This window comes from Acinetobacter sp. NCu2D-2, from assembly GCF_001647675.1.
Classification (GTDB): Bacteria; Pseudomonadota; Gammaproteobacteria; order Pseudomonadales; family Moraxellaceae; genus Acinetobacter.
In genome coordinates, this window is record NZ_CP015594.1 from 1,727,104 (window position 1) to 1,747,338 (window position 20,235).

Below are 20,235 nucleotides of genomic sequence, written 5' to 3' on the forward strand. Positions count from 1 at the left end.
TTTTAATTACATACAATAATAAAGCCCACCGAGGTGAGCTTCAATAAAAGGCGATCATTCCAATAACTTAAGCGTCTACCCAAACCCCATCTTGCATATGCAAAATTGAATCTGCAGACTGTGCCAATTGTTCATCATGGGTAACAATCAACATCGCCATGTTAAATTCACGGCGCAAATCCGACAACAATTCAAAGATTTTCACTGCGGTTTTACGGTCTAAGTTCCCAGTTGGCTCATCGGCCATCATGAGTTTTGGACGACCGACTAATGCACGAGCTAAAGCCACGCGTTGACGTTCACCACCTGAAAGCTCACCAGGTTTATGCGTCAAACGATGACTTAAACCCACGCGTTCCAGCAAATATTCGGCCTGTGTTTTAATGTCTTTATATTTGGTGCCATTACGCAGCATCAATGGCATGGCCACGTTTTCCAACGCAGTAAACTCAGGCAACAAATGATGGAACTGATAGACAAAGCCTAGATGTTCATTTCGTACGTAGCCACGTTCAGCTTCGGACAAGGTATCAAAACGTTGACCATTGACCATTACTTGTCCTGATGTTGGACGATCCAAACCACCAAGTACATGGAGTAAAGTACTTTTACCTGAACCGCTTGAACCCACAATTGAAACAAACTCACCTGCTTTGACTTGCAGTGAAATACCCCGAATGACATCAACGGTAGATTTACCATCCGTAAATGACTTCTGGATATTTTGCGCATCTAAAATGATATTACTCATAACGTAGCGCCTCCGCAGGTTGAATTTTTGCAGCTCGAAGTGCTGGGTAGATCGTTGCAACAAAGCTTAATGCTAGAGATAAGCCAACAATAATCACGACATCCTGCCATCTTAAATATGATGGTAAGTAATTAATGAAGTAAGCATCAAACATATGTAGACCGAGCGAATTGTTTAACCAACCGATAAATCCACTGATACCTGTCGCAGCGATAATTCCTAAGATCGCCCCCGCACATGTTCCGATCACGCCAATCACAGTACCCTGTACCATAAAGATTTTAGTAATCGTTGCAGGGGATGCACCCAAGGTACGCAAAATAGCAATGTCCGATTTTTTATCAGTCACTACCATGACTAGTGATGACACAATATTGAATGCTGCAACCAAAACAATCAGGAATAAAAGCAAGCTCACCATGGCTTTTTCCATTTGGATCGCACTGAATAAATTACCGTGGGTATAAGTCCAGTCAGATGCATAGAAGTTCGCTGGCAAATCTGTCACGATGTCACGAGAGACTTGCGGTGCAAGGAAAATATCATCCAGCTTCATACGAATCCCTTGTGCGCCATCCGGCAAGCGTAATAATGTCGCAGCGTCATTCAAAGCGATATAACCCATCATCGAATCGACTTCAGCACCGATACTAAAGATCCCTACCACTTTAAAACGTTTAAAGCGTGGTACCACACCTGCAGGAGATGGAGTTGCTTCAGGTAAAACCAAGGTAATGCTGTCATTTAAACCAAGACCAAGTGCATCCGTCAGCTGTTTGCCCAAGACTATCCCAAATTCACCCTTTTTCAGGCTATCAATGCTACCCTCAACCATATGGTTTTGGATGATTGATACTTTCTTTTCATAGTTCGGTTCAATCCCCGTGACCATAATGCCTGACACTTGTCCTTGAGCTGTCAACATTCCTTGCAATTGTGTGAACGGTGCCACACCTTGGACGTGTTCATGCTGCTCAATTTTCTTTGCAAGTTCAGGCCAATTTGGTAAAATTTGTGTCGAAGAAACAGTAGCTTGTGGAACCATCCCCAAAACTCTGTTTTTTAATTCTCGGTCAAAACCGTTCATGACAGATAAGACTGTAATCAGAACCGCCACGCCTAGCGTGAGACCGATCATAGATACCAAAGCGATGAAAGAAATGAAGTGGTTACTACGCCGTGCGCGAGTGTATTTCAACCCTATATACAGCGAGATTGGTTTGAACATAACCATCTAGTCCGAGGTAATAAATTATGGAAAATGTACAGCATCAACACGTCGCGACTGAAAGACGCGTAATGTCACGTATCGATGCTGCCTTACGAATTAATTATCAGATTATTTCCGAAGACGTTGCTTTAAACGACCCTTACGATCCTAACTTCGTATTGCCACGCTATTTTCTACTACTTGCAGAGTTAGATCAATTTGATCATGCGCTTGACTACGAATTAGAACAATTATCTGAAAAAGATCAACAAATTGCTCGAATCTTATCCTTATTCAACCAAAAGTTAAACCTCATTACAGGTTCTTTGTATGACGCAATTGTACAAAGCATGTTACCAGTCCCAGAACATGTCAACTTTTCAGAGACTGGATTTAGCTTCTTTACCGACCGACCAATTGCCAACGGAACCTATATTCATGTGACCTTAAGTCACCCTGAAAATTTCTTCCATGTTGCAGCAACTGCACAAGTGGTTTATAGCCGTGCTGAAGAAGAAGGTAAATATCGTACAGGAGCATACTTTATTACCTTACATCCTCAAGACCGAGCAAAATTGGCAGAATGTGTGAAGGCAGAGTATGCGTAAAACTTACGCAACTTGATTATGGGCGAGGAAAAAGACTCGCCTTAATTTCTTTTAAGAAATAAATCACTAAACCACTGAGTAGTACCACTACTCCAATAAATGCCATCCCTGATAATTTTTCATCATTTAATACTGAACCGATAATTAAAGCGATCACTGGAGTGAGTACCGTAGTCAGTGACAATGTCGACGCTTTAATATTTTTGACCAACTTAAAATAACAGAACATGGCAACCAATGACGCCATAATTACCGCATAAGCCAAACCAAACAGCGACTTTGCATGCGGTATTTCAGTTGGAGCGTATTGCCAAATAAATGGCATCATACACAGTACACAAAGTACAGAGACTGAAATTGAACCTGCAGCTTGAGCCATGGGGTCAAGTGGCGCATTAATCTTTTTCACCCAAAACATCGACACGCAATACACTAAAACACTCATCAAGGCTAAGGCAATTCCAATGGGTTGAATGTGTTGATCACTGCCACCCAAGCAAATGACGCCTAGTCCTAGGACAGCAATACCCATCCCCACCCACTGATACAGTGCGAGGCGGATATTAAAGACAAAGCGACCGATGAGACCTGTAATAATTGGTGCAAGTCCAAACATCAATGCAATAATGCCTGAGCTTAAATAATAAGTAGACCAATAAATAAAAATCTGTGACCCAATAAAGCTGCTTGCACCTGCAACATAACTTTTTAAAGAGAGTTTATCCCGTGGAAATTGAACTTTAAAAAACCATAGCAAACTCAACGCAAACGGCAGTGCCAAAATAAAGCGCAGTGAAAGCGCCCACATGGGATGTAGATCTTCCACACTCCACACGATCGCAAGTGGTGTTGTCGACCAAATTAAGACCAATAACGCATAGGTCAGGACAATATTTTTTTGTGTAAGCATCAACCTTACAACCCAGCCGTTTTGCGTTTTTGCTTTTGAATCGTTTGATCTAGACTACTCGAAAATTCGCGCTTATCACGTTCAGAAATTGGTGGTGGCCCGCCTGTTTGTACCCCTGCGCCACGCAGCGTATCCATAAAATCACGTAAATGCAGACGCGCTTTGACATTGGCTTCAGTAAATATTTCACCACGTGGATGAATCGCGATACCGCCCTTTTCAATCACTTGTGCTGCAAGTGGAATATCCTGTGTCATGATAATGTCATGTGGTTTCATGCGATGAATAATTTCTTGATCGGCTGCATCTGCCCCACTCATCACTTGAATCGAGTTAATCCGTACCGATGGGGTAATCCCCACAGACTGATTGGCAACAAAAGTAACTTCAAGTTGATAACGATCTGATGCTCGAATAATCACATCACGTAAAATACGTGGTAATGCATCAGCATCTACCCATAATTTAAAAGGCAGCACTTGCTTTCCCATGGTCGAATAATATGGGCTTATTTTAGCAAAATTAGTTCTGCCTGACTTTTTTATAATTGTGAGTGATCTAAACCTAGACCAAAACCGTTGAGCCGAAATTTCACCCATCGATAAAATTTAAAAGATGCAGATTGACAGGCTTTGAAAAGCTGTTTAGCTTTTAATTCAGCTGATTGACTTGAAAAATCAGAATAACCCTCGATTAACTATAAATAAGTAACCTAAGATCGCTTGTGCATATGAAAAATCAAAATAGCCCAGAGATCATCACCATCGATGATCAAAACTTTGGTAGTCATGTTGAACATTGGAATTTGCTCACAGAAAATCCAAGTACAGACGTACCCAAGTGGTTGGGACTAGCACTGAATAGCCCTGTCATGCCAATGGGTTTATGTACACAAGAATGCGATATGGACGCATCGACATGGTTGATTCAAGGTCCCAAACAAGCCGCTGTACAACTGTCTCAAGTGATTGCTGTTGAAAACAATAAGCCCAAAGCGGTTAAAACTGCATTTCCAACCTTTGATAGTCCCTATAAAGTTAAAGCACAAATTGAACGTATTATTACCTGTAAAACCAATACTCAAGCCGTTTTACGTTTAAATTTAGGCTTAAATAATATTGTGTATGCATTTGACAGCTTATATAGCGTCAACGCGGCACACTATGACAAAGATCAAAAATATGATGTTAATTTAAATGCTTGGGCTTATGAACTCGAAGCGGTTGCCGAACACGAACATTTAGTTGTGGATGATCCTGCATCAATTAAACATCACCGTGCATTGAATGATATTCTGGCAGCCAATAATGGTGTTGCACCAGATAACTTACAAGAACAGATTGATGCATGGGAGCCGAAAACAGAAGATGACAAAGCTCCTGTGACCGTGGATTTCTCTAAGATGGTGGCTTATTTATATGGTGAAACCATTGGTCAAGAAGATGAAGCGTGGTTCCAAGGCAACATTGTCGGCAAAACCTCAATGCAATTTATGGATCAAGAATACTGTCTCTATGATGTCGCTCTAATTCACGATGAAGGTCGTGAAGCAACCTTAATTCGTATTGCAACCCGTGATGAAAAATACAAAGATTTTGCCATTGGTCAGTACATTCGCGGCAATATCTGGATTCAGGCGAATATCTACCGCACCGCCTCTTAAAAAGTCGTTCTTTTAAATTCAAAAAATAGCCGATATTAACCTTAGGTAATATTGGCTATTTTTTTTAAGTAAATCATTTTATTGGTGATTTATTTTTAATTGGTTATTTTATCCACAGTTTTATTTATTTTAAATTCAATTTCTGCCTATTTATCCACATATTTAAATTCAATCCTGCATATTATTTAAAATAACTTAAGTCATTATTGAGTCTTGTGAGCCATTGAAAACAGTGACTTAGCCACTTTTCAGGATAATATTCGCCATGATTAATCAATCTTTTAAATAAAATAAAAAGTTTGTGAAGTTTAATTAAGAATGTACTTTATTTAATCAATTTTTTATGCTAAAAATGCTTTTAACAAATAGGAACTAACGATAAATAGATCGGATAATAAATATCTATGAAAATCGTGCAAGAAGAAAACTTACCCCAAATCGAGCATCATTTAAGCTCGCGCTATCACATCGATACGATGTCATGCCTGTTTTTTGTTTTAGGGATGATTATGTGCGGCTTTATTTTGCATAACTTTGTTTTTTAAGCGAATTTAAATACAAAAAACCCAGCCGAAGCTGGGTTTTTTACGCTTAAGACTTAAGCATTGCGTTTAGCAAAGTCGTCCATAAAGTCAACCAATGCTTGTACGCCTTCTAGTGGTACGGCATTGTAGATACTTGCACGCATACCACCCACTGAACGGTGACCTGCAAGATTCAATAAATGGTGTTCTTCAGCTTCTTTCAAGAACTGTTTTTCAAGCTCTGGTTTTGCCAAAGTAAATGGTACGTTCATAATTGAGCGGTATTCTTTAGCAATTGGGTTCGCATAGAAATCGCTCGAATCGATGTAACCGTAAAGTAGTTCTGCTTTTTGTAGATTTACTTTATGAATCGCTTCGACACCACCTTGCTCAAGTAACCATTCAAATACTAAACCTGACAAGTACCATGCATAAGTTGATGGTGTATTCACCATAGAATCATTTTTTGCTTGAGCAGAATATTTCAAGATACTTGGGATTTCGTCTTTGGCTTGATCAAGCAAGTCTTCGCGAACGATCACAAGGGTTAAACCTGCAGGACCAATATTTTTTTGCGCACCCGCGTAAATCACGCCAAATTTAGATACATCAATCGGTGCAGACAAAATACTTGATGACAAATCCGCTACAAGTGGTTTATCTATAGTTGGGATATTTTTAAACTGAATACCACCGATGGTTTCGTTATCTGCATAATGCACATAAGCAGCATCATCAGATAAGTTCCATGTGCTTTCATCTGAAATTGCGAGTTTGCCGTCAGCATCTTTAATGCCCGCTTCAATGACGTTGATGTCACCGTAGCGTTTTGCTTCTTTGAGTGCTTTTTCAGACCAAATACCAGTATGGATATAATCGGCTTTATTGTTTTTTCCCAATAAGTTCAATGGAATTGCAGAGAACTGTAGCGATGCCCCACCTTGTAAGAACAACACTTTATAGTTGTCAGGAATATCCATGAGTTTGCGTAGATCAGCTTCTGCTTTTGCAGCAACCGCGACATAGTCTGCACTACGGTGGCTCATTTCCATGATCGAAACGCCCTTGCCTTGCCAATTTAACAATTCAGCTTGAGCTTTTTCGAGTACGGCAGTCGGTAATGCAGCAGGACCAGCACAGAAGTTGTACGCGCGCATGAGTTTTCCTTATCTATGTGAAACACAATAAAATGATGGCATTTAACCATATATGGCGCAGTCTTGCACAAAATTATTTCAATCTTGGACTAAAGATACAGTCAAAAAATCAATGTAGATGAGTGGGATAAATTGAACGTCATGGGGTTATTCTTAAAAACTGTGTAATTTCTTGAAGATATATCAGTTTAAAAACTACTCACCGTTTTGCAGCTTTAAATTAGATACTTTAATGTGTATAAGAAACAATACTACAACTTTCAATTTGGAGTTTATTTCAAGCGCTTGATTTATAATAAATGAAAATCTGTAGCTCTTTAGAAAGCACATCTTACTCTATGACAATTTATGATAAAAAACGGCGTTTTGGGTTTCAGCTCACTTTACTAAGCACCCTGCTCATGACAAATGCGTTGTGTCATGCGCAAAGTCTCAGTTTTCAAGAAGCAGAAACGCAACTTTTACAAAGTTCTTATAGCTCACAAGCCTTTAATAGTCTGCAACAAGCTGCTGCATTAGAAGCTGAAGCCGTAAAAGGCTTAGGGCTGCCCCGTGTCGATCTGAATGTTCGTGCTTATGCGTTCCATAGCGAAGTAGATGTCCCCCTCAAACAATTTAAAAATAATTTAGAGAGTACCCTTTCACAAGGGATTAACGGACAGATTAATCAATGGGAAAGTAATGCAGGTTTACCGAGTGGTATAACCGATCCCTTACAAACAGGTGTCAACAATACTATTCATAGCGGTATCGGTTTAATTCCGGATACATCAAATGTTATTTTGGAAGATCAAGTGATTCGCCCTACGGTGTCAGTCATGATGCCGCTCTATACCGGTGGACTCACCAACAGCGTCAAAGAAATTGCCAAGATTGAATCAGGTCGTAGCCAACTCAGCAACCAACAACAGCAAGACACTCAGCGTTTTGAATTAATTCAGTCTTATTTTAATGTGCAACTCCAAAAAGAGCTTCAAGCTGCGGCACAATTTAATTTAAATGCGATGCAGCAACATTACCGTAATGCCCTAAAACTTGAGCAACAAGGCTTTATCAGCAAAGGGCAACGGATGCAATTTGAAGTCGCACGCAATAATGCAGAGCGTGGTTATCAAAATACCCAAGCCAATCTGAATGCTGCCCTATTTCAACTCAATAATTTGCTGCAACAAAGTCAGATTACTGAGCTGACCACGCCTTTATTTGTGAATCGTGCTGAACCCAATAATGTCAATACATTGCTGAACACGTTTAAAGAAAGTTCGCCTCTTGTAAAAAAAATGCAGATGGATACCGAACTTGCAAAAGCCAATGTCAAAGCCCAACAAGCAACAAAAAAGCCCAATGTATTTGCCTTTGGTGAATATAGCTTAGATGAAAAAGAAAATTGGATTGTCGGTGTGGCTGCACGTTATAACTTATTTTCAGGTTTGGATAAAAATAAAAACATTCAAGCCGCAGAGCTAAAACGTTATGCCTCTGAGCTCATGACAGCGCGCACCCAACAAGAAATAGAAAGTCTGATTTATAAAGCCTATAGCGAAGCGATCAGCGCGCAACAGAGTGATGTATTGCTGCAACAAAACCTAAAAGCTGCTCAGGAAAATCTGCGCATTCAAGAAATTTCTTTTAAGGAAGATGTCGGGACTGCCAGCCAAGTCATCGATGCGCAAAATATTTTAAGTGGTCTTAAAGCCGAAACGGCTTTAAATGCCTACAAATATGTCATGTCATTGGCGACACTGTTACAAAGTCATGGCACGATTCGTGACTTCCCGCGTTATATCCACCAAATCAATACCCGCTATATTGGAGCCGCTCATGACTGATGATCACACACCTGAACCATCTGTAAATGAATCGGTGACAGAAGCGCAAGCTGAAAAACCTGAGACCAACACTCAGCACACCGCATCGCAAAAAAAGAAATATCTTTTGCTTGCGCTGATTCCCATTATTTTAGCGCTCATTGCATTTGGTTTATGGAAAAACTATCAGCCTCAAGAAATCGAATTACAAGGACGCGTTGAAGCCGAGACTGTACAAGTGGCAACCAAAGTGCCAAGTCGTATTGAAGCCATTTATGTCCATGAGGGTGATGTAGTACGTCAAGGTCAGGCGCTCGTTAAACTGCATAGCCCTGAAATTGAAGCCAAGAAGCAGCAAGCACTTGCGGCTTTAGCATCTGCCAAAGCGCTACAGTCGACTGCGGAACGTGGCTCACAAGATGAAAATATCGCAAGCCTGTATGCCAATTGGCAAGCACTGAAAGCGCAGCAAAATCTCGCACAGGTGTCTTATCAACGTGCAGCCAATCTCTATAAAGAAGGTGTGATTTCACGGCAACGTCGTGATGAATTGGCGGCAGCGTCACAGTCTGCGGTGCAAATGACCGAGGCAGCGTATCAACAATACAAACGTGCAGAGCGTGGTAGTACCCCGCAACAAAAAACCTCTGCCGATGCACAAGTTCAAATTGCACAAGCCGCCTTAGATGAAGCCAATGCACTCGAAACAGAAACTGAGCTCCTTGCCCCTATCGATGGTGTGGTGTCTAAAACCTATGGCAATTTGTCTGAATTGGTGGCAACTGCTGTCCCTGTAGTGAGTTTATTGTCAAGTGAACGTTGGGTCAGTCTCAATATCCGTGAAGACCAATATAGCGCAATCAAAGAAGGTTCAACCCTGCAAGGCTTTATTCCTGCCCTGAATCAAACGGCAAACTTTAAAATTAAATCGATCAGTGCTGAGGGAGAATTTGCCACCATCAAAACTACACGTCAAACGGGTGGCTATGATGTACGTAGTTTTAAAGTTCAGCTCGTACCGCCACCTGAAATCTCGGAACTTAAAGTCGGTATGAGCGTGTTATTTAAACTCAAAGAGCCCAAATAATGTCGCAGTTTTGGTCAGGAATTCAACGCGAGCTGAATTATCTCATACGTGAAAAATGGGATTTAGCTTTAGTGTTATTGGCACCTTTATGCATTTTAGTACTGTTAGGCAGTATGTTTGCCCAAGGTAAGCCTGAGCATTTACCTATTGCGATTATTGATCAAGATCAGAGTCGGTTAAGCCATGCGGTGTATGAAAAAATGGCGTTAAACCATACTCTGCATATTAAAACGGTGTCCGATCAAAGTACGGAAGTCGAACACTTACTCAATCAAAATAAGATTTGGGGTTATATTCATATTCCTTATGGTGCTGAGCAGCGTTTTGTTGCTGCGCAAGATGCCGAGATCAGCATTGCCTATAACCAAAGTTATTTTAGTATTGGCAATACCATTTCATCCGCGATGTTAGTCAGTACTTTAGGTGGATTGGCTGAATTTAGTGGAAAACAATATTTGGGTACGGCACTTCCCTCTGTTGATGCTCCCACGCCCAATATCAAGATTTCACCTTTATATAATCCACAGCTGAATTATGAGTTCTATTTAGAACCTTATATGGTGCCTGCAATTTTGCATCTTTTGCTCTGCTGCTGTGTTGCTTTTGCCGTCGGGCAAGAAATTAAACGGCAGACTTTAATCACTTGGTTAGATAAACAAAGCTTATGGACTGCTTTACTGTCTAAAAATTTAGTTTACATCGCAATATTCTGCTGTTGGACGTGGGCTTGGATGTTTTGGCTTGTTGAAATTCGAGGATGGTTTGTTGCAGGCTCACTATGGATCATTGTGCTAGGACAGATTTTCTTTTATAGCGCCTATGCCTTTTTAAGTTCAGCGGTGGTTCTAGCTACGCAAGACTTAACTAAGTCCTTTGGCTTTTTGGCCGTGTACGGTGGCTCATCCTTAAGTTTTGCAGGGGTGACTTTACCTTTAAATAACGCCCCGCTCTTTACGCAATTTTGGGCCAATATTATCCCGTTTACGCCTTATGCAAAACTTCAGACTGAACAATGGGTGATGGGCAGCCCCATCTCAATTTCATTACAGCCACTTTTAGTCTTGGTCATCTATACAGTTATTTATGCACTTCTTGCTTATCTATTCCTTAAAAAAACGGCACATGGAGTCACCAAATGAAGACTGTTTGGCTCGCTTATGTAAAGACGTTTAAGGACATAGTTTCAAATACGAGTATTTTTACCACCTTAATTCTTTCCGTCATTTTTTATAGCTTTTTCTATCCCACCGCTTATGAAGCTCAGCAGGCAGAAGCCCTCCCGATTATTATTGTCGATGAAGAACAGAGCGCGCTAACAGCCACCATTATCCAGCATGTGAGCCAAAGTCCGAATGTTGATATTAAAACTGTGACGGGAAATTTTAGTGAAGCGAAAGCGCTGATCGAATCGCAGCAAGCCGATGGCATTTTATTATTACCATCCAATCTTTCTCAGTCGATTCGTCATGGGGAAAATGGGGGTATAGGCTTATATTTAAGTGCTGCAAACTTCTTGGTCACCAAACAAATTGGCTTAGGTCTAGTTGCCTCGATTGAAAATACCTTAAGCAATTATGCGGAACGTTTTAGTCAAATTTCGACGTTTTCACCTGCCATCTCAATTCATCAAATTCCCCTGTTTAATACGCTTTCGGGTTATGGCAGCTATGTTTTCCCTGCAGTTGCACCTTTAATTATTCATCAAACCATACTCCTCGGTTTAAGCATGTTGCTTGCGCTATATATGGAGCAGCAGCATAGAATCACTTTTCAACGTCTTGTTGGCATCTGTTTGGCTATTTTCACCATCGGTTGCTTAGGCTGTTTTTATTTATTTGGTTTTACTTTTTGGTGGTACGACTATCCACGAGGTGGAAATTTTATTGGTATGCTGATGGCTGTCCCAATTTCAATGTTTTGTATTATCGGACTGACGACCTTATTGGCTAGTTTCTTAGATCTACCTGAGCGTGCAGGTCATGTCATCGTGTTTACCTCTATTCCATTGTTTATGCTGTCAGGCGTTGCTTGGCCGCATGCTGCCATGCCGATTTGGATGCAATCTTTTGCCAATGTGCTTCCATCGACACAAATTATTCAGATGTTTATACAGCTCAATCAAATGGGCGTGCCGACTTCTATCGTGCTACCAAAATTAGTTTATCTTTTTAGCTTCGGTGCTCTATGCATGGCTATTGGATATTGGCGATTAACGAAAAAAAGCAAAGCTCAAGTGGTTCTATAAATTACGAACCACCAAAGACTTGGATATTAAAATTACGAATTTTAGTGCTGCCATTTGGCTTATCAAAGCTGACATCGTATTGAACCAAATTTTTTGGATAGGCAATTTCATAGCTCACACGATACTGAACTGGTGACGAGGTACTTTTGGTAATTTCCTTGACCATTAAAGCTTTAGACTTGTACGCACCTTTTGGAATTTGATGTGAAAACTTTTTCATGATTTTTTCATTATCTTGCAAATATGCCTGTAACTCAGGTTCAAGATGTTGCAAAAACTCAACAAATTTACCGTCGCGTAGATCGTTATACGCTACCTCAGCAGCTTTTTCTTGTGCTGAACTTGGGTTAGGAATATCTTTCATTGGATTACACGCTGCTAATGCCAATCCTGCCGCATAGATCCCGATTGTCTTATACATCATCATTCCTCAAAGCCTTATAAAAATATAAAAAAGGACGCCTAAGCGCCCTTCTTATCTGCTTTAAATATTACTCTTCAGTCGTATCATCCGCAGGTTGCGCATCAGTTTCAACTGCATCTTGTGGCAATGTTTCATTTGTTGTCACTTCAGTGTCAACTTCTTCAACAAAGTCATCTTCTTCTACTGCTTCAATCGAAACCACACCCACAAGTAGCTCATCATTGCCTAAACGGATTAGACGAACACCTTGTGCATTACGACCGGTTTGCGCTACTTCTGCTGCACGAGTACGAACCAAAGTACCGCCATCAGAAATCAACATCAATTCTTTAGTCGCATCAATCGCAACAGCACCAACTAACTGACCATTACGTTCAGAAGTCTTAATGGCAATAACACCTTTACCGCCACGTTTCTTGGTCGGGAAGTCATCCACAGGGGTACGTTTACCGTAACCATTTTCAGAAGCACACAGTACTTCACCAGTTTCAGGTACAACAACCAACGACACGATACGGCTCACGATTGCTGAATCTGAACCATCTTCATCATCAGAATCTACATCGGTATCATCTTGATCTTCAGCTTGTGATGCACCAATGGTTACACGCATACCGCGTACACCTTTGGCAGAACGACCCATTGAACGAACGTCAGTTTCTGCGAAACGAATCGCTTTACCTTCGTTCGAGAACAACATAATTTGCTGTTCGCCATCGGTAATCGCCACACCAATTAAGGTATCGCCTTCAACCAATTCAAGTGCACGTAAACCATTTGAACGAACATTCGAGAATTGTTCAAGTTCTACACGTTTGATCGTACCGTATTCGGTTGCCATAAACACATAGAAGTTTTTACGCACGGCTTCTGCTTGTTGCGCAAATTCATTGATGATGTCGTCATCTAAATCTGTTGCATTAAGCGCCAAGCCAAGTTCTTTTAACTGAGCACGTAAAGCATCAGAAATATCATCTGCACCATCTTCAAGTTCAGCAAGCGCAGCTTGTAACTTGTCGAAATGCGAGCGGATCACTTCATTATTTTGTAGCGCTTCAGCATTGGCTTTCACAAATGCTTTGAAATCTGCCAAACGTTCAGTGAATTTCTTCGGTGCATCAATCACCGGTAAGATTGCTGTAATCGTTTCATTGTCTTCTAATGGCAATAAGTTCACCATCGGACGACCTTTAGCACCACGAGATGCTTGTGGAACCTCATATACTTTCAGACGGTAAACCTTACCGACATTGGTAAAGCACAGCACGGTCGCATGATTCGATGTTACAACCATATGTTGGATGTAATCATCTTCTTTCATGCTTGTTGCGGATTTACCACGACCACCACGGCGCTGAGCGGCATAATCAGACAACGGTTGAGTTTTCGCATAACCTGTTTTCGAAACGGTCAAGACCATTTGCTCTTCAGGGATCAAGTCTTCACGAGAGAAGTCAATGCGTGACTCAACGATTTCTGTTTTACGGGCATCGCCATATTGCTGCAAGATTAAAGCAAGTTCTTCTTTAATCACGTTCATCAATAAATTAAAGTCATTTAAGATGGCAGTATATTCAGCAATTTGACCTAAAATTTCAGAATATTCAGCTTGTAGCTTATCTTGTTCTAAACCGGTTAATCGGTGCAAACGAAGCTCAAGAATCGCACCCACTTGTGTCGGTGATAAACGATAGATGTCACCATCAATACCGAATGGACGGCTTGGGTCTTCACCTTCAATCTCATCAGGGCGTACAGACACTGCACCCGCAGCTTCAAGCAATGCAGCCACACCACCTGCAGCCCATTCACCTGCCTGTAAACGCTCACGTGCTTCTGCAGGGTTTGCCGAAGTTTTGATAGTCTCGATAATACGGTCGATGTTGGCAAGCGCAACGGTTAAACCTTCTAAGATGTGACCACGTTCACGCGCTTTGCGTAATTCGAACATGGTACGGCGTGTCACGACTTCTTGGCGGTGACGGATAAATGCCGCAATGATGTCTTTCAAGTTCATCAATTTTGGTTGACCATTGTCTAGGCAAACCATGTTGATGCTGAATGAGTTTTCAAGCTGTGTATTTAAGAACAGGTTGTTCACAATGACTTCCGCGTTTTCACCACGCTTCAAGTCAATCGCAATACGCATCCCTTCTTTATCTGATTCATCACGAAGTTCAGAAATCCCTTCGAGTTTTTTCTCTTTAACCAATTCAGCAATACGCTCAATGGTTTTTGCTTTATTGACTTGATAAGGAATTTCGGTGAAGACAATCGTGCTGCGACCTGATTTTTGATCTTCTTCGATATGATATTTACCGCGTAAATGAATACGGCCTTTACCAGTACGGTACGCATCGACGATGCCTGATTTACCGTAAATAATACCGCCAGTCGGGAAATCTGGACCAGAGATATGTTCCATCAAGCCTTCAATACTGATATTCGGGTTGTTGGCATAGGCTAAACACGCATTAATGACCTCAGTCATATTATGTGGTGCCATATTGGTTGCCATACCTACTGCAATACCGGTCACACCGTTAATCAATAAGTTTGGAACACGAGTTGGCATGACTTGAGGGATACGCTCAGAGCCGTCGTAGTTGTCTTCCCATTCCACGGTGTCTTTTTCAAGATCGGCAAGTAGCTCATGAGTTAACTTACGCATACGAACTTCGGTATAACGCATTGCTGCTGCACTGTCGCCATCGACAGAACCGAAGTTACCTTGACCGTCAACTAATTGATAACGCAAACTGAAATCTTGCGCCATACGAACAATGGTTTCGTAAACAGCAGAGTCACCATGTGGGTGATATTTACCGATCACGTCACCGACTACACGAGCAGATTTTTTATATGCTTTGTTATAGTCATTGCCTAATTCGTGCATTGCGAAAAGCACACGACGATGAACTGGTTTTAAACCATCTCGCACATCGGGCAATGCACGTGACACGATCACGCTCATTGCATAATCAAGATATGAGCTTTTAAGTTCATCCTCAATGGCAATCGGTCTAATTTCCGATACGCTCATGCATACTCCTTATTCTACAAACCACATCTGTTTGCATTTATATGTCGTAAAATTTGCTAAAAAATTTAACTCAAACGATGAGCTAAAAACTTAAAAAATAGATGGCAAAATTATAGCACAAACAGCGTTTTAACGCAGTTTTTTTATTAAAAAAAGGTGCTTTTCATCCAAAAAAAAAGTTCATAAAATTCATAGAGTTATTTTGATTTTTAAACATCATTTATCATTGATTTCTATACTTTGAATTTTTCGCACAAAATATCCACTTTTTTGATGTGTTAACTTATTTTTGTATGAATAAAATATCACTTAGCATTTTATATTTAGATAGGTTCATCATTCTTAAGACATAAAAAAGCCTCTTTAAAAGAGGCTGTAAAAAATTTTATTCTTAATCCTGCTGAGATCGGTCTTGCTGCATAAAGTGATACGCCACCAAGAACAAACCCACAATCAATGGAAATTCATAGAGTTCTTCAAGTAAATCTTTGTAGTGGGTATCTAAAACAAAGAACATACTTAACATGCGCGTATGCTCAATGCTGTCCGAGATCACTAAACCAATTAGCGTTAATGCCATCGCCCATACAGGAACAGTCATGTGACGCGCTTTCTTCGCAATTTCCTGACGTAAAGCTTTAGAACCAAGCATAAACACCACAGGTGCTATCAAACAGACTGAAATGGCACGGAAATAAGGTTTAGGCACCTCAGGGAAATAATCACGTCCCCAACTAGTGCTGCGACCAAACAATAATACCCACCACAGTACCGCCCATAACCAAAACTGTTTTTGACCTGATACACGCTGTAATGGTTGCATATACAAGTACGTAAATATTGCAAAAGCCAATAACATCAGTGCTTGTATCGCTTCCACACCTTTCACTAAATAACCATCAAACAGTGGAATGGTCATATAATTAAAGACAGGGAATAAAAAACACAATATCAACAAAATCAAGGCTGCACTTGGCATCCGGAGATCAAATGACAATTTGGGAGCTCCACCCAGTTAAATTTGGGAATCAACAAAAGTGGAATATTAACATATTTTATACAATTTATTAAATTTGAAGATAAGTCTGCTTATCGATAATGCACAGGATTTTTCTTTCTCACACTATACATCATGAGTGCAATAATAAAGATTGCTGGCAGCAACATTTCGGTACTTTCTTCCAATGCACGGATGATCAACTGTGTTTGCATCGGCAAATGATAGTGAAATAGCTCAATCATCTGCGATGAAGCCCGATCCAAAATTTTGCTCAGTACCAGTAAAACAAAAGCAAGGTTTAAATAACGAAATGCACTATTTACTTCTTTAGTATGTACACGTAATGCTTTGAAATATTGAACTAACAAATAGATCGCCAGATAGGCAATAACCAACAGGATTAGACCACCTACCACTTTATAGCTAATGGCAATATTTGGATCGGTATAAAACCGGGTTTTAATAAAACTGACACCAAAGAGCTGCTTATGCATATCCCATTCACGTAATGCGAATAAAACAGCAGAGATAGCCATAACCAAACGTGTGGAGAGCTGAAAGTCGCAATGTATTAAGCTTAAAATAGCCAAAATCATCCATAATAACGGACTTAGAGATTCGTAAGGACCAGCCTCACTAAACATAAAATTTTGAATAGAATTCGGTGTAAATAACACTAAATGTAAAGCAAATCCATAAAACATCAGAAGCAATACTGTTGTTATCATAGCGCTTTTATTATTGTCTTTAATCCACATAAGCTCCCCCTAAGTGTTTAAATTTTAACACCAATCAAGTTATTTTTTATACAAATTCAGACCATTTTTTATTAGTAATAAAAAAAACGCCCTTGTACAAGCCATTAAGTTGAACTTAACAGCCTGCGCAAGAGCGCTTTTTTTAACTGAGTCTAGATATTAGATTTTAGATACTAATTCTGGAACAACAGTATTTAAGTCACCTACTAACCAGTAGTCAGCTACTGAGTTAATTGGTGCTTCTTCATCTTTGTTGATCGCAACGATCACTTTAGATTCTTTCATACCTGCCAAGTGCTGAATCGCACCAGAGATACCCACAGCGATGTATAGGTCAGGTGCAACGATTTTACCAGTTTGACCAACTTGCATATCGTTAGGAACGAAACCAGCATCAACTGCAGCACGTGATGCACCTTGTGCAGCACCCAATTTGTCAGCAAGTGGATCAAGTACAGTGTGGTAGTTTTCACCTGAACCAACACCACGACCACCAGATACAACGATACGAGCAGCTGTTAACTCAGGACGTTCAGATTTAACGATTTCTTCGTTAATGAACTTAGAAATACCAGCATCACCAGCAGAAGCAGCAGCTTCAACAGTTGCAGAACCACCCTCAGCAGCAACAGCATCAAATGCAGTACCACGAACAGTTGCAACAACAACAGATTCAGAAGATTCTACAGTTGCAATTGCGTTACCTGCATAGATTGGACGCTTGAATGTATTTGCAGAATCTACTGCAATCACGTCAGTAATCATGCTGACATCAAGAAGTGCAGCAGCACGAGGTAAAATGTTTTTACCAGTTGTTGTAGAAGCAGCAAGGATATGTGAATAGCCTTTGCCTAGTTCAGCAACGAGTTTTGCTACGTTCTCAGCCAATTGGTTTGCATAAGCTGCATCATCAGCAAGTAAAACTTTGCTTACGCCAGCAACTTTAGCAGCTTGATCAGCAACTGCTTGAGCGCCTGAACCTGCAACTAATACAGTGATATCACCACCGATTTTTTGCGCCGCAGCAACAACGTTTAAAGTAGCAGCGTTTAATGCTTTGTTGTCGTGCTCAGCGATAACTAAAATACTCATGATTTTTATCCTTCTGTATTAGATCACTTTCGCTTCGTTTTTCAATTTTTCAACAAGCTCGTCTACAGACTTCACTTGTACGCCAGCTTTACGTTCTGCAGGAGCTTCAACTTTAACTGTTTTAAGTTTAGTTGCAGGAGAAACGCCATAGTCAGCAGGTGACTTAGTTTCAAGCGGTTTTTTACGCGCTTTCATGATGTTTGGAAGTGCAGCATAACGCGGCTCATTCAAACGTAAGTCAGTTGTAATGATTGCTGGAAGTGCAAGTTCAACAGTTTGTAAACCACCGTCGATTTCACGAGTTACTTGTACTTTATCGCCTTCTACTTTCACTTCAGACGCGAAAGTACCTTGGCCTGCACCAAGAAGCGCACCTAACATTTGACCCACTTGGTTAGAGTCATCGTCAATTGCTTGTTTACCAAGAAGGATCAATTGAGGCTGTTCAGCTTCAACCACACCTTTTAGAATTTTAGCAACTTCTAATGCACCTAGTTGGCTGTCATCAGCTTCAACTAAGATACCGCGGTCAGCACCAAGCGCCATAGAAGAACGAATTTGTTCTTGAGCTTCTTTAGGGCCAATAGAAACAACAACGATTTCTGAAACAGTTCCTTTCTCTTTTAAACGAACCGCTTCTTCCACTGCGATTTCACAGAATGGGTTGATTGACATTTTAACGTTAGTTAAGTCAACACCACTATTGTCCGGCTTAACGCGAACCTTAACGTTGGCATCAACCACACGTTTTACAGCAACAAGAGCCTTCATGTAATCCTCGGCTGTTTTAGCAAAGTAAATATGATGAAAAGTGAGTGTAACTCTTCACTTAAATTTTTTTAGGTGCCCTATCTTGCAATGTGTACGGCATTTCGGTCAAGTCACAATTGCGCTTAGAGCTGTAAAAAAGCGTAATTTTCCTTGAACGACCAGTTCACAAAAGGTGTTTTGACATTTTTAAAGTTTTTTTACCTAAAAATTATTTAAAAATTAACCATTGATTTTTATTATATTTTTATCTTATTTAGCACATCAAAAGTTCTGATTGATCAAAATTAAATATATTTTTTGACACCTATTTTTGCTTACTATTAAGTCAATTTTTTTTGATCACTCATGTCAATTTAGGCGAATTCGGTCGCATTTTAAAGAATAAAAAACCGACGAAATTCAGCCTTAAATTTGTGTCAGTGATCTTTGGTTTAAATTGTATAAATCATGTACCAAAATAAAAGCGCATACCATCAAGATATACGCTTCAATTTCACATTTAATTAGCAAATAACCAAACTGCTGCAGCAGCAAGTAATCCGCCTGATGTACCATCAATCCACTTTTGTTTTTGCTCATCAATATGGGTCTTTTGACTAATTTTGGCAAAGACTAAACTTAATGTGCAATAAACCATAAATATGAGGCTAATGAAGATCGCCGATAAAATCAGACCCTGTGTCACAGTATTTTGGGTTTTATCAATAAATTGCGGCAATATTGCAAAATAAATCAACATGCCTTTCGGATTTAATAAGGCAGTCAAAAAACCTTTACGAATGGGATGTCGATCTGACTGACGCTCAACTTTAATTTGACTAGAATTAAATACCGAGCGCAGTAAATGAAACGCTAAGTAAAGCAGATAGGCTATACCCAAATAGCGAATCGCATCAAACAGGAGCGGAAATGAAACAATAATCGCAGCAATCCCGAGCGCAACTAAAATAGAATGCACCAAATAGCCCGAGCAAATCCCTACAGTTGCCATCATGCCTGCTTTTGCATCTTTACCCATCACTTGTGACAGGATAAATAACATATCTGGTCCAGGTGTAAAAATTAGGGGAAGAACGGTCAGTGCAAAGAGTACAAATACAGACATTTTCTTATCCTTGTCTTATTTGAAAAGGTAAAAATATTATCTGCGTTTTTTTAACAAATAGGCTTTCAATTTATTTTAT

The 20,235-nt window shown here is 40.2% G+C and carries 18 protein-coding genes; 6 read left to right on the forward strand and 12 right to left on the reverse strand.

The genetic code is table 11. The features are described 5' to 3' along the window. Nucleotides 1-67: 67 nt before the first annotated feature. Together lolD and A3K93_RS08255 are read right to left on the reverse strand one after the other, a co-directional pair. A complete protein-coding gene (gene lolD, locus A3K93_RS08250; protein WP_067730633.1) occupies nucleotides 68-751 on the reverse strand; it encodes a lipoprotein-releasing ABC transporter ATP-binding protein LolD in 684 nt (227 codons plus the stop codon). Further along, nucleotides 744-1,979 (reverse strand): lipoprotein-releasing ABC transporter permease subunit, encoded by a 1,236-nt coding sequence (locus A3K93_RS08255; protein ID WP_067730635.1) that lies wholly within the window; start codon nucleotides 1,977-1,979, stop codon nucleotides 744-746. The genes lolD and A3K93_RS08255 overlap by 8 nt, the downstream gene beginning before the upstream one ends. A 26-nt stretch (nucleotides 1,980-2,005) precedes the next feature. On the opposite strand from A3K93_RS08255, the gene A3K93_RS08260 reads away from it, so the two are divergent. Next, nucleotides 2,006-2,569 (forward strand): PilZ domain-containing protein, encoded by a 564-nt coding sequence (locus A3K93_RS08260; RefSeq protein ID WP_067730637.1) that lies wholly within the window; start codon nucleotides 2,006-2,008, stop codon nucleotides 2,567-2,569. A 16-nt stretch (nucleotides 2,570-2,585) separates the two neighbouring features. Here A3K93_RS08260 and A3K93_RS08265 read toward each other — a convergent pair whose 3' ends face one another. Beyond that, a complete protein-coding gene (locus A3K93_RS08265) occupies nucleotides 2,586-3,479 on the reverse strand; it encodes a DMT family transporter (RefSeq protein ID WP_067730639.1) in 894 nt (297 codons plus the stop codon). Nucleotides 3,480-3,484: 5 nt separating this feature from the next. After that, nucleotides 3,485-3,970 (reverse strand): YaiI/YqxD family protein, encoded by a 486-nt coding sequence (locus A3K93_RS08270; RefSeq protein WP_067730641.1) that lies wholly within the window; start codon nucleotides 3,968-3,970, stop codon nucleotides 3,485-3,487. 239 nt (nucleotides 3,971-4,209) lie between these two features. Here A3K93_RS08270 and A3K93_RS08275 point away from each other — a divergent pair, with 239 nt between their 5' ends. Then, complete coding sequence (locus A3K93_RS08275) at nucleotides 4,210-5,142, forward strand: hypothetical protein (protein ID WP_067730643.1); 933 nt, start codon at nucleotides 4,210-4,212, stop codon at nucleotides 5,140-5,142. Nucleotides 5,143-5,740: 598 nt separating this feature from the next. Here A3K93_RS08275 and serC read toward each other — a convergent pair. Next, on the reverse strand, nucleotides 5,741-6,823 hold the full coding sequence (serC, locus tag A3K93_RS08280) for a 3-phosphoserine/phosphohydroxythreonine transaminase (RefSeq protein ID WP_067730645.1): 1,083 nt from the start codon (nucleotides 6,821-6,823) through the stop codon (nucleotides 5,741-5,743). 401 nt (nucleotides 6,824-7,224) lie between these two features. On the opposite strand from serC, the gene A3K93_RS08285 reads away from it, so the two are divergent. Genes A3K93_RS08285 through A3K93_RS08300 form a run of 4 tightly spaced genes read left to right on the forward strand, consistent with a single transcriptional unit; the run spans nucleotide 7,225 to nucleotide 11,963 of the window. Beyond that, nucleotides 7,225-8,652, forward strand: coding sequence for a TolC family protein (locus tag A3K93_RS08285; protein WP_442855633.1), 1,428 nt, complete (start codon nucleotides 7,225-7,227; stop codon nucleotides 8,650-8,652). Beyond that, nucleotides 8,645-9,718 carry an HlyD family secretion protein gene (locus tag A3K93_RS08290; RefSeq protein WP_067730649.1) on the forward strand — a complete coding sequence of 358 codons (1,074 nt, stop codon included), beginning with the start codon at nucleotides 8,645-8,647 and terminating at the stop codon, nucleotides 9,716-9,718. The genes A3K93_RS08285 and A3K93_RS08290 overlap by 8 nt, the downstream gene beginning before the upstream one ends. Next, the gene (locus A3K93_RS08295; RefSeq protein WP_067730651.1) at nucleotides 9,718-10,857 is read left to right on the forward strand and encodes an ABC transporter permease; all 1,140 of its coding nucleotides are present in this window, start codon (nucleotides 9,718-9,720) and stop codon (nucleotides 10,855-10,857) included. The genes A3K93_RS08290 and A3K93_RS08295 overlap by 1 nt, the downstream gene beginning before the upstream one ends. After that, nucleotides 10,854-11,963, forward strand: a complete 1,110-nt coding sequence (locus A3K93_RS08300) for an ABC transporter permease (RefSeq protein ID WP_067730653.1) — start codon at nucleotides 10,854-10,856, stop codon at nucleotides 11,961-11,963. The genes A3K93_RS08295 and A3K93_RS08300 overlap by 4 nt, the downstream gene beginning before the upstream one ends. A gap of 1 nt (nucleotide 11,964) precedes the next feature. Here A3K93_RS08300 and A3K93_RS08305 read toward each other — a convergent pair whose 3' ends face one another. The 7 genes from A3K93_RS08305 to A3K93_RS08335 all read right to left on the reverse strand — a co-directional run bounded on the left by A3K93_RS08305 (nucleotide 11,965) and on the right by A3K93_RS08335 (nucleotide 20,156). Beyond that, a complete protein-coding gene (locus A3K93_RS08305; protein ID WP_067730655.1) occupies nucleotides 11,965-12,384 on the reverse strand; it encodes a DUF3887 domain-containing protein in 420 nt (139 codons plus the stop codon). A gap of 70 nt (nucleotides 12,385-12,454) precedes the next feature. After that, nucleotides 12,455-15,430 (reverse strand): DNA gyrase subunit A, encoded by a 2,976-nt coding sequence (gyrA, locus tag A3K93_RS08310; RefSeq protein ID WP_067730657.1) that lies wholly within the window; start codon nucleotides 15,428-15,430, stop codon nucleotides 12,455-12,457. A gap of 391 nt (nucleotides 15,431-15,821) precedes the next feature. Further along, nucleotides 15,822-16,427 carry a hypothetical protein gene (locus A3K93_RS08315; RefSeq protein WP_101494823.1) on the reverse strand — a complete coding sequence of 202 codons (606 nt, stop codon included), beginning with the start codon at nucleotides 16,425-16,427 and terminating at the stop codon, nucleotides 15,822-15,824. 92 nt (nucleotides 16,428-16,519) lie between these two features. Next, nucleotides 16,520-16,966 carry a hypothetical protein gene (locus A3K93_RS08320; protein WP_157883269.1) on the reverse strand — a complete coding sequence of 149 codons (447 nt, stop codon included), beginning with the start codon at nucleotides 16,964-16,966 and terminating at the stop codon, nucleotides 16,520-16,522. A gap of 381 nt (nucleotides 16,967-17,347) precedes the next feature. After that, complete coding sequence (locus A3K93_RS08325) at nucleotides 17,348-18,280, reverse strand: electron transfer flavoprotein subunit alpha/FixB family protein (protein WP_067730663.1); 933 nt, start codon at nucleotides 18,278-18,280, stop codon at nucleotides 17,348-17,350. Nucleotides 18,281-18,298: 18 nt separating this feature from the next. Then, on the reverse strand, nucleotides 18,299-19,051 hold the full coding sequence (locus tag A3K93_RS08330) for an electron transfer flavoprotein subunit beta/FixA family protein (RefSeq protein WP_067730665.1): 753 nt from the start codon (nucleotides 19,049-19,051) through the stop codon (nucleotides 18,299-18,301). 499 nt (nucleotides 19,052-19,550) lie between these two features. After that, nucleotides 19,551-20,156, reverse strand: coding sequence for a LysE family translocator (locus tag A3K93_RS08335; protein WP_067730667.1), 606 nt, complete (start codon nucleotides 20,154-20,156; stop codon nucleotides 19,551-19,553). Nucleotides 20,157-20,235 lie beyond the last annotated feature (79 nt).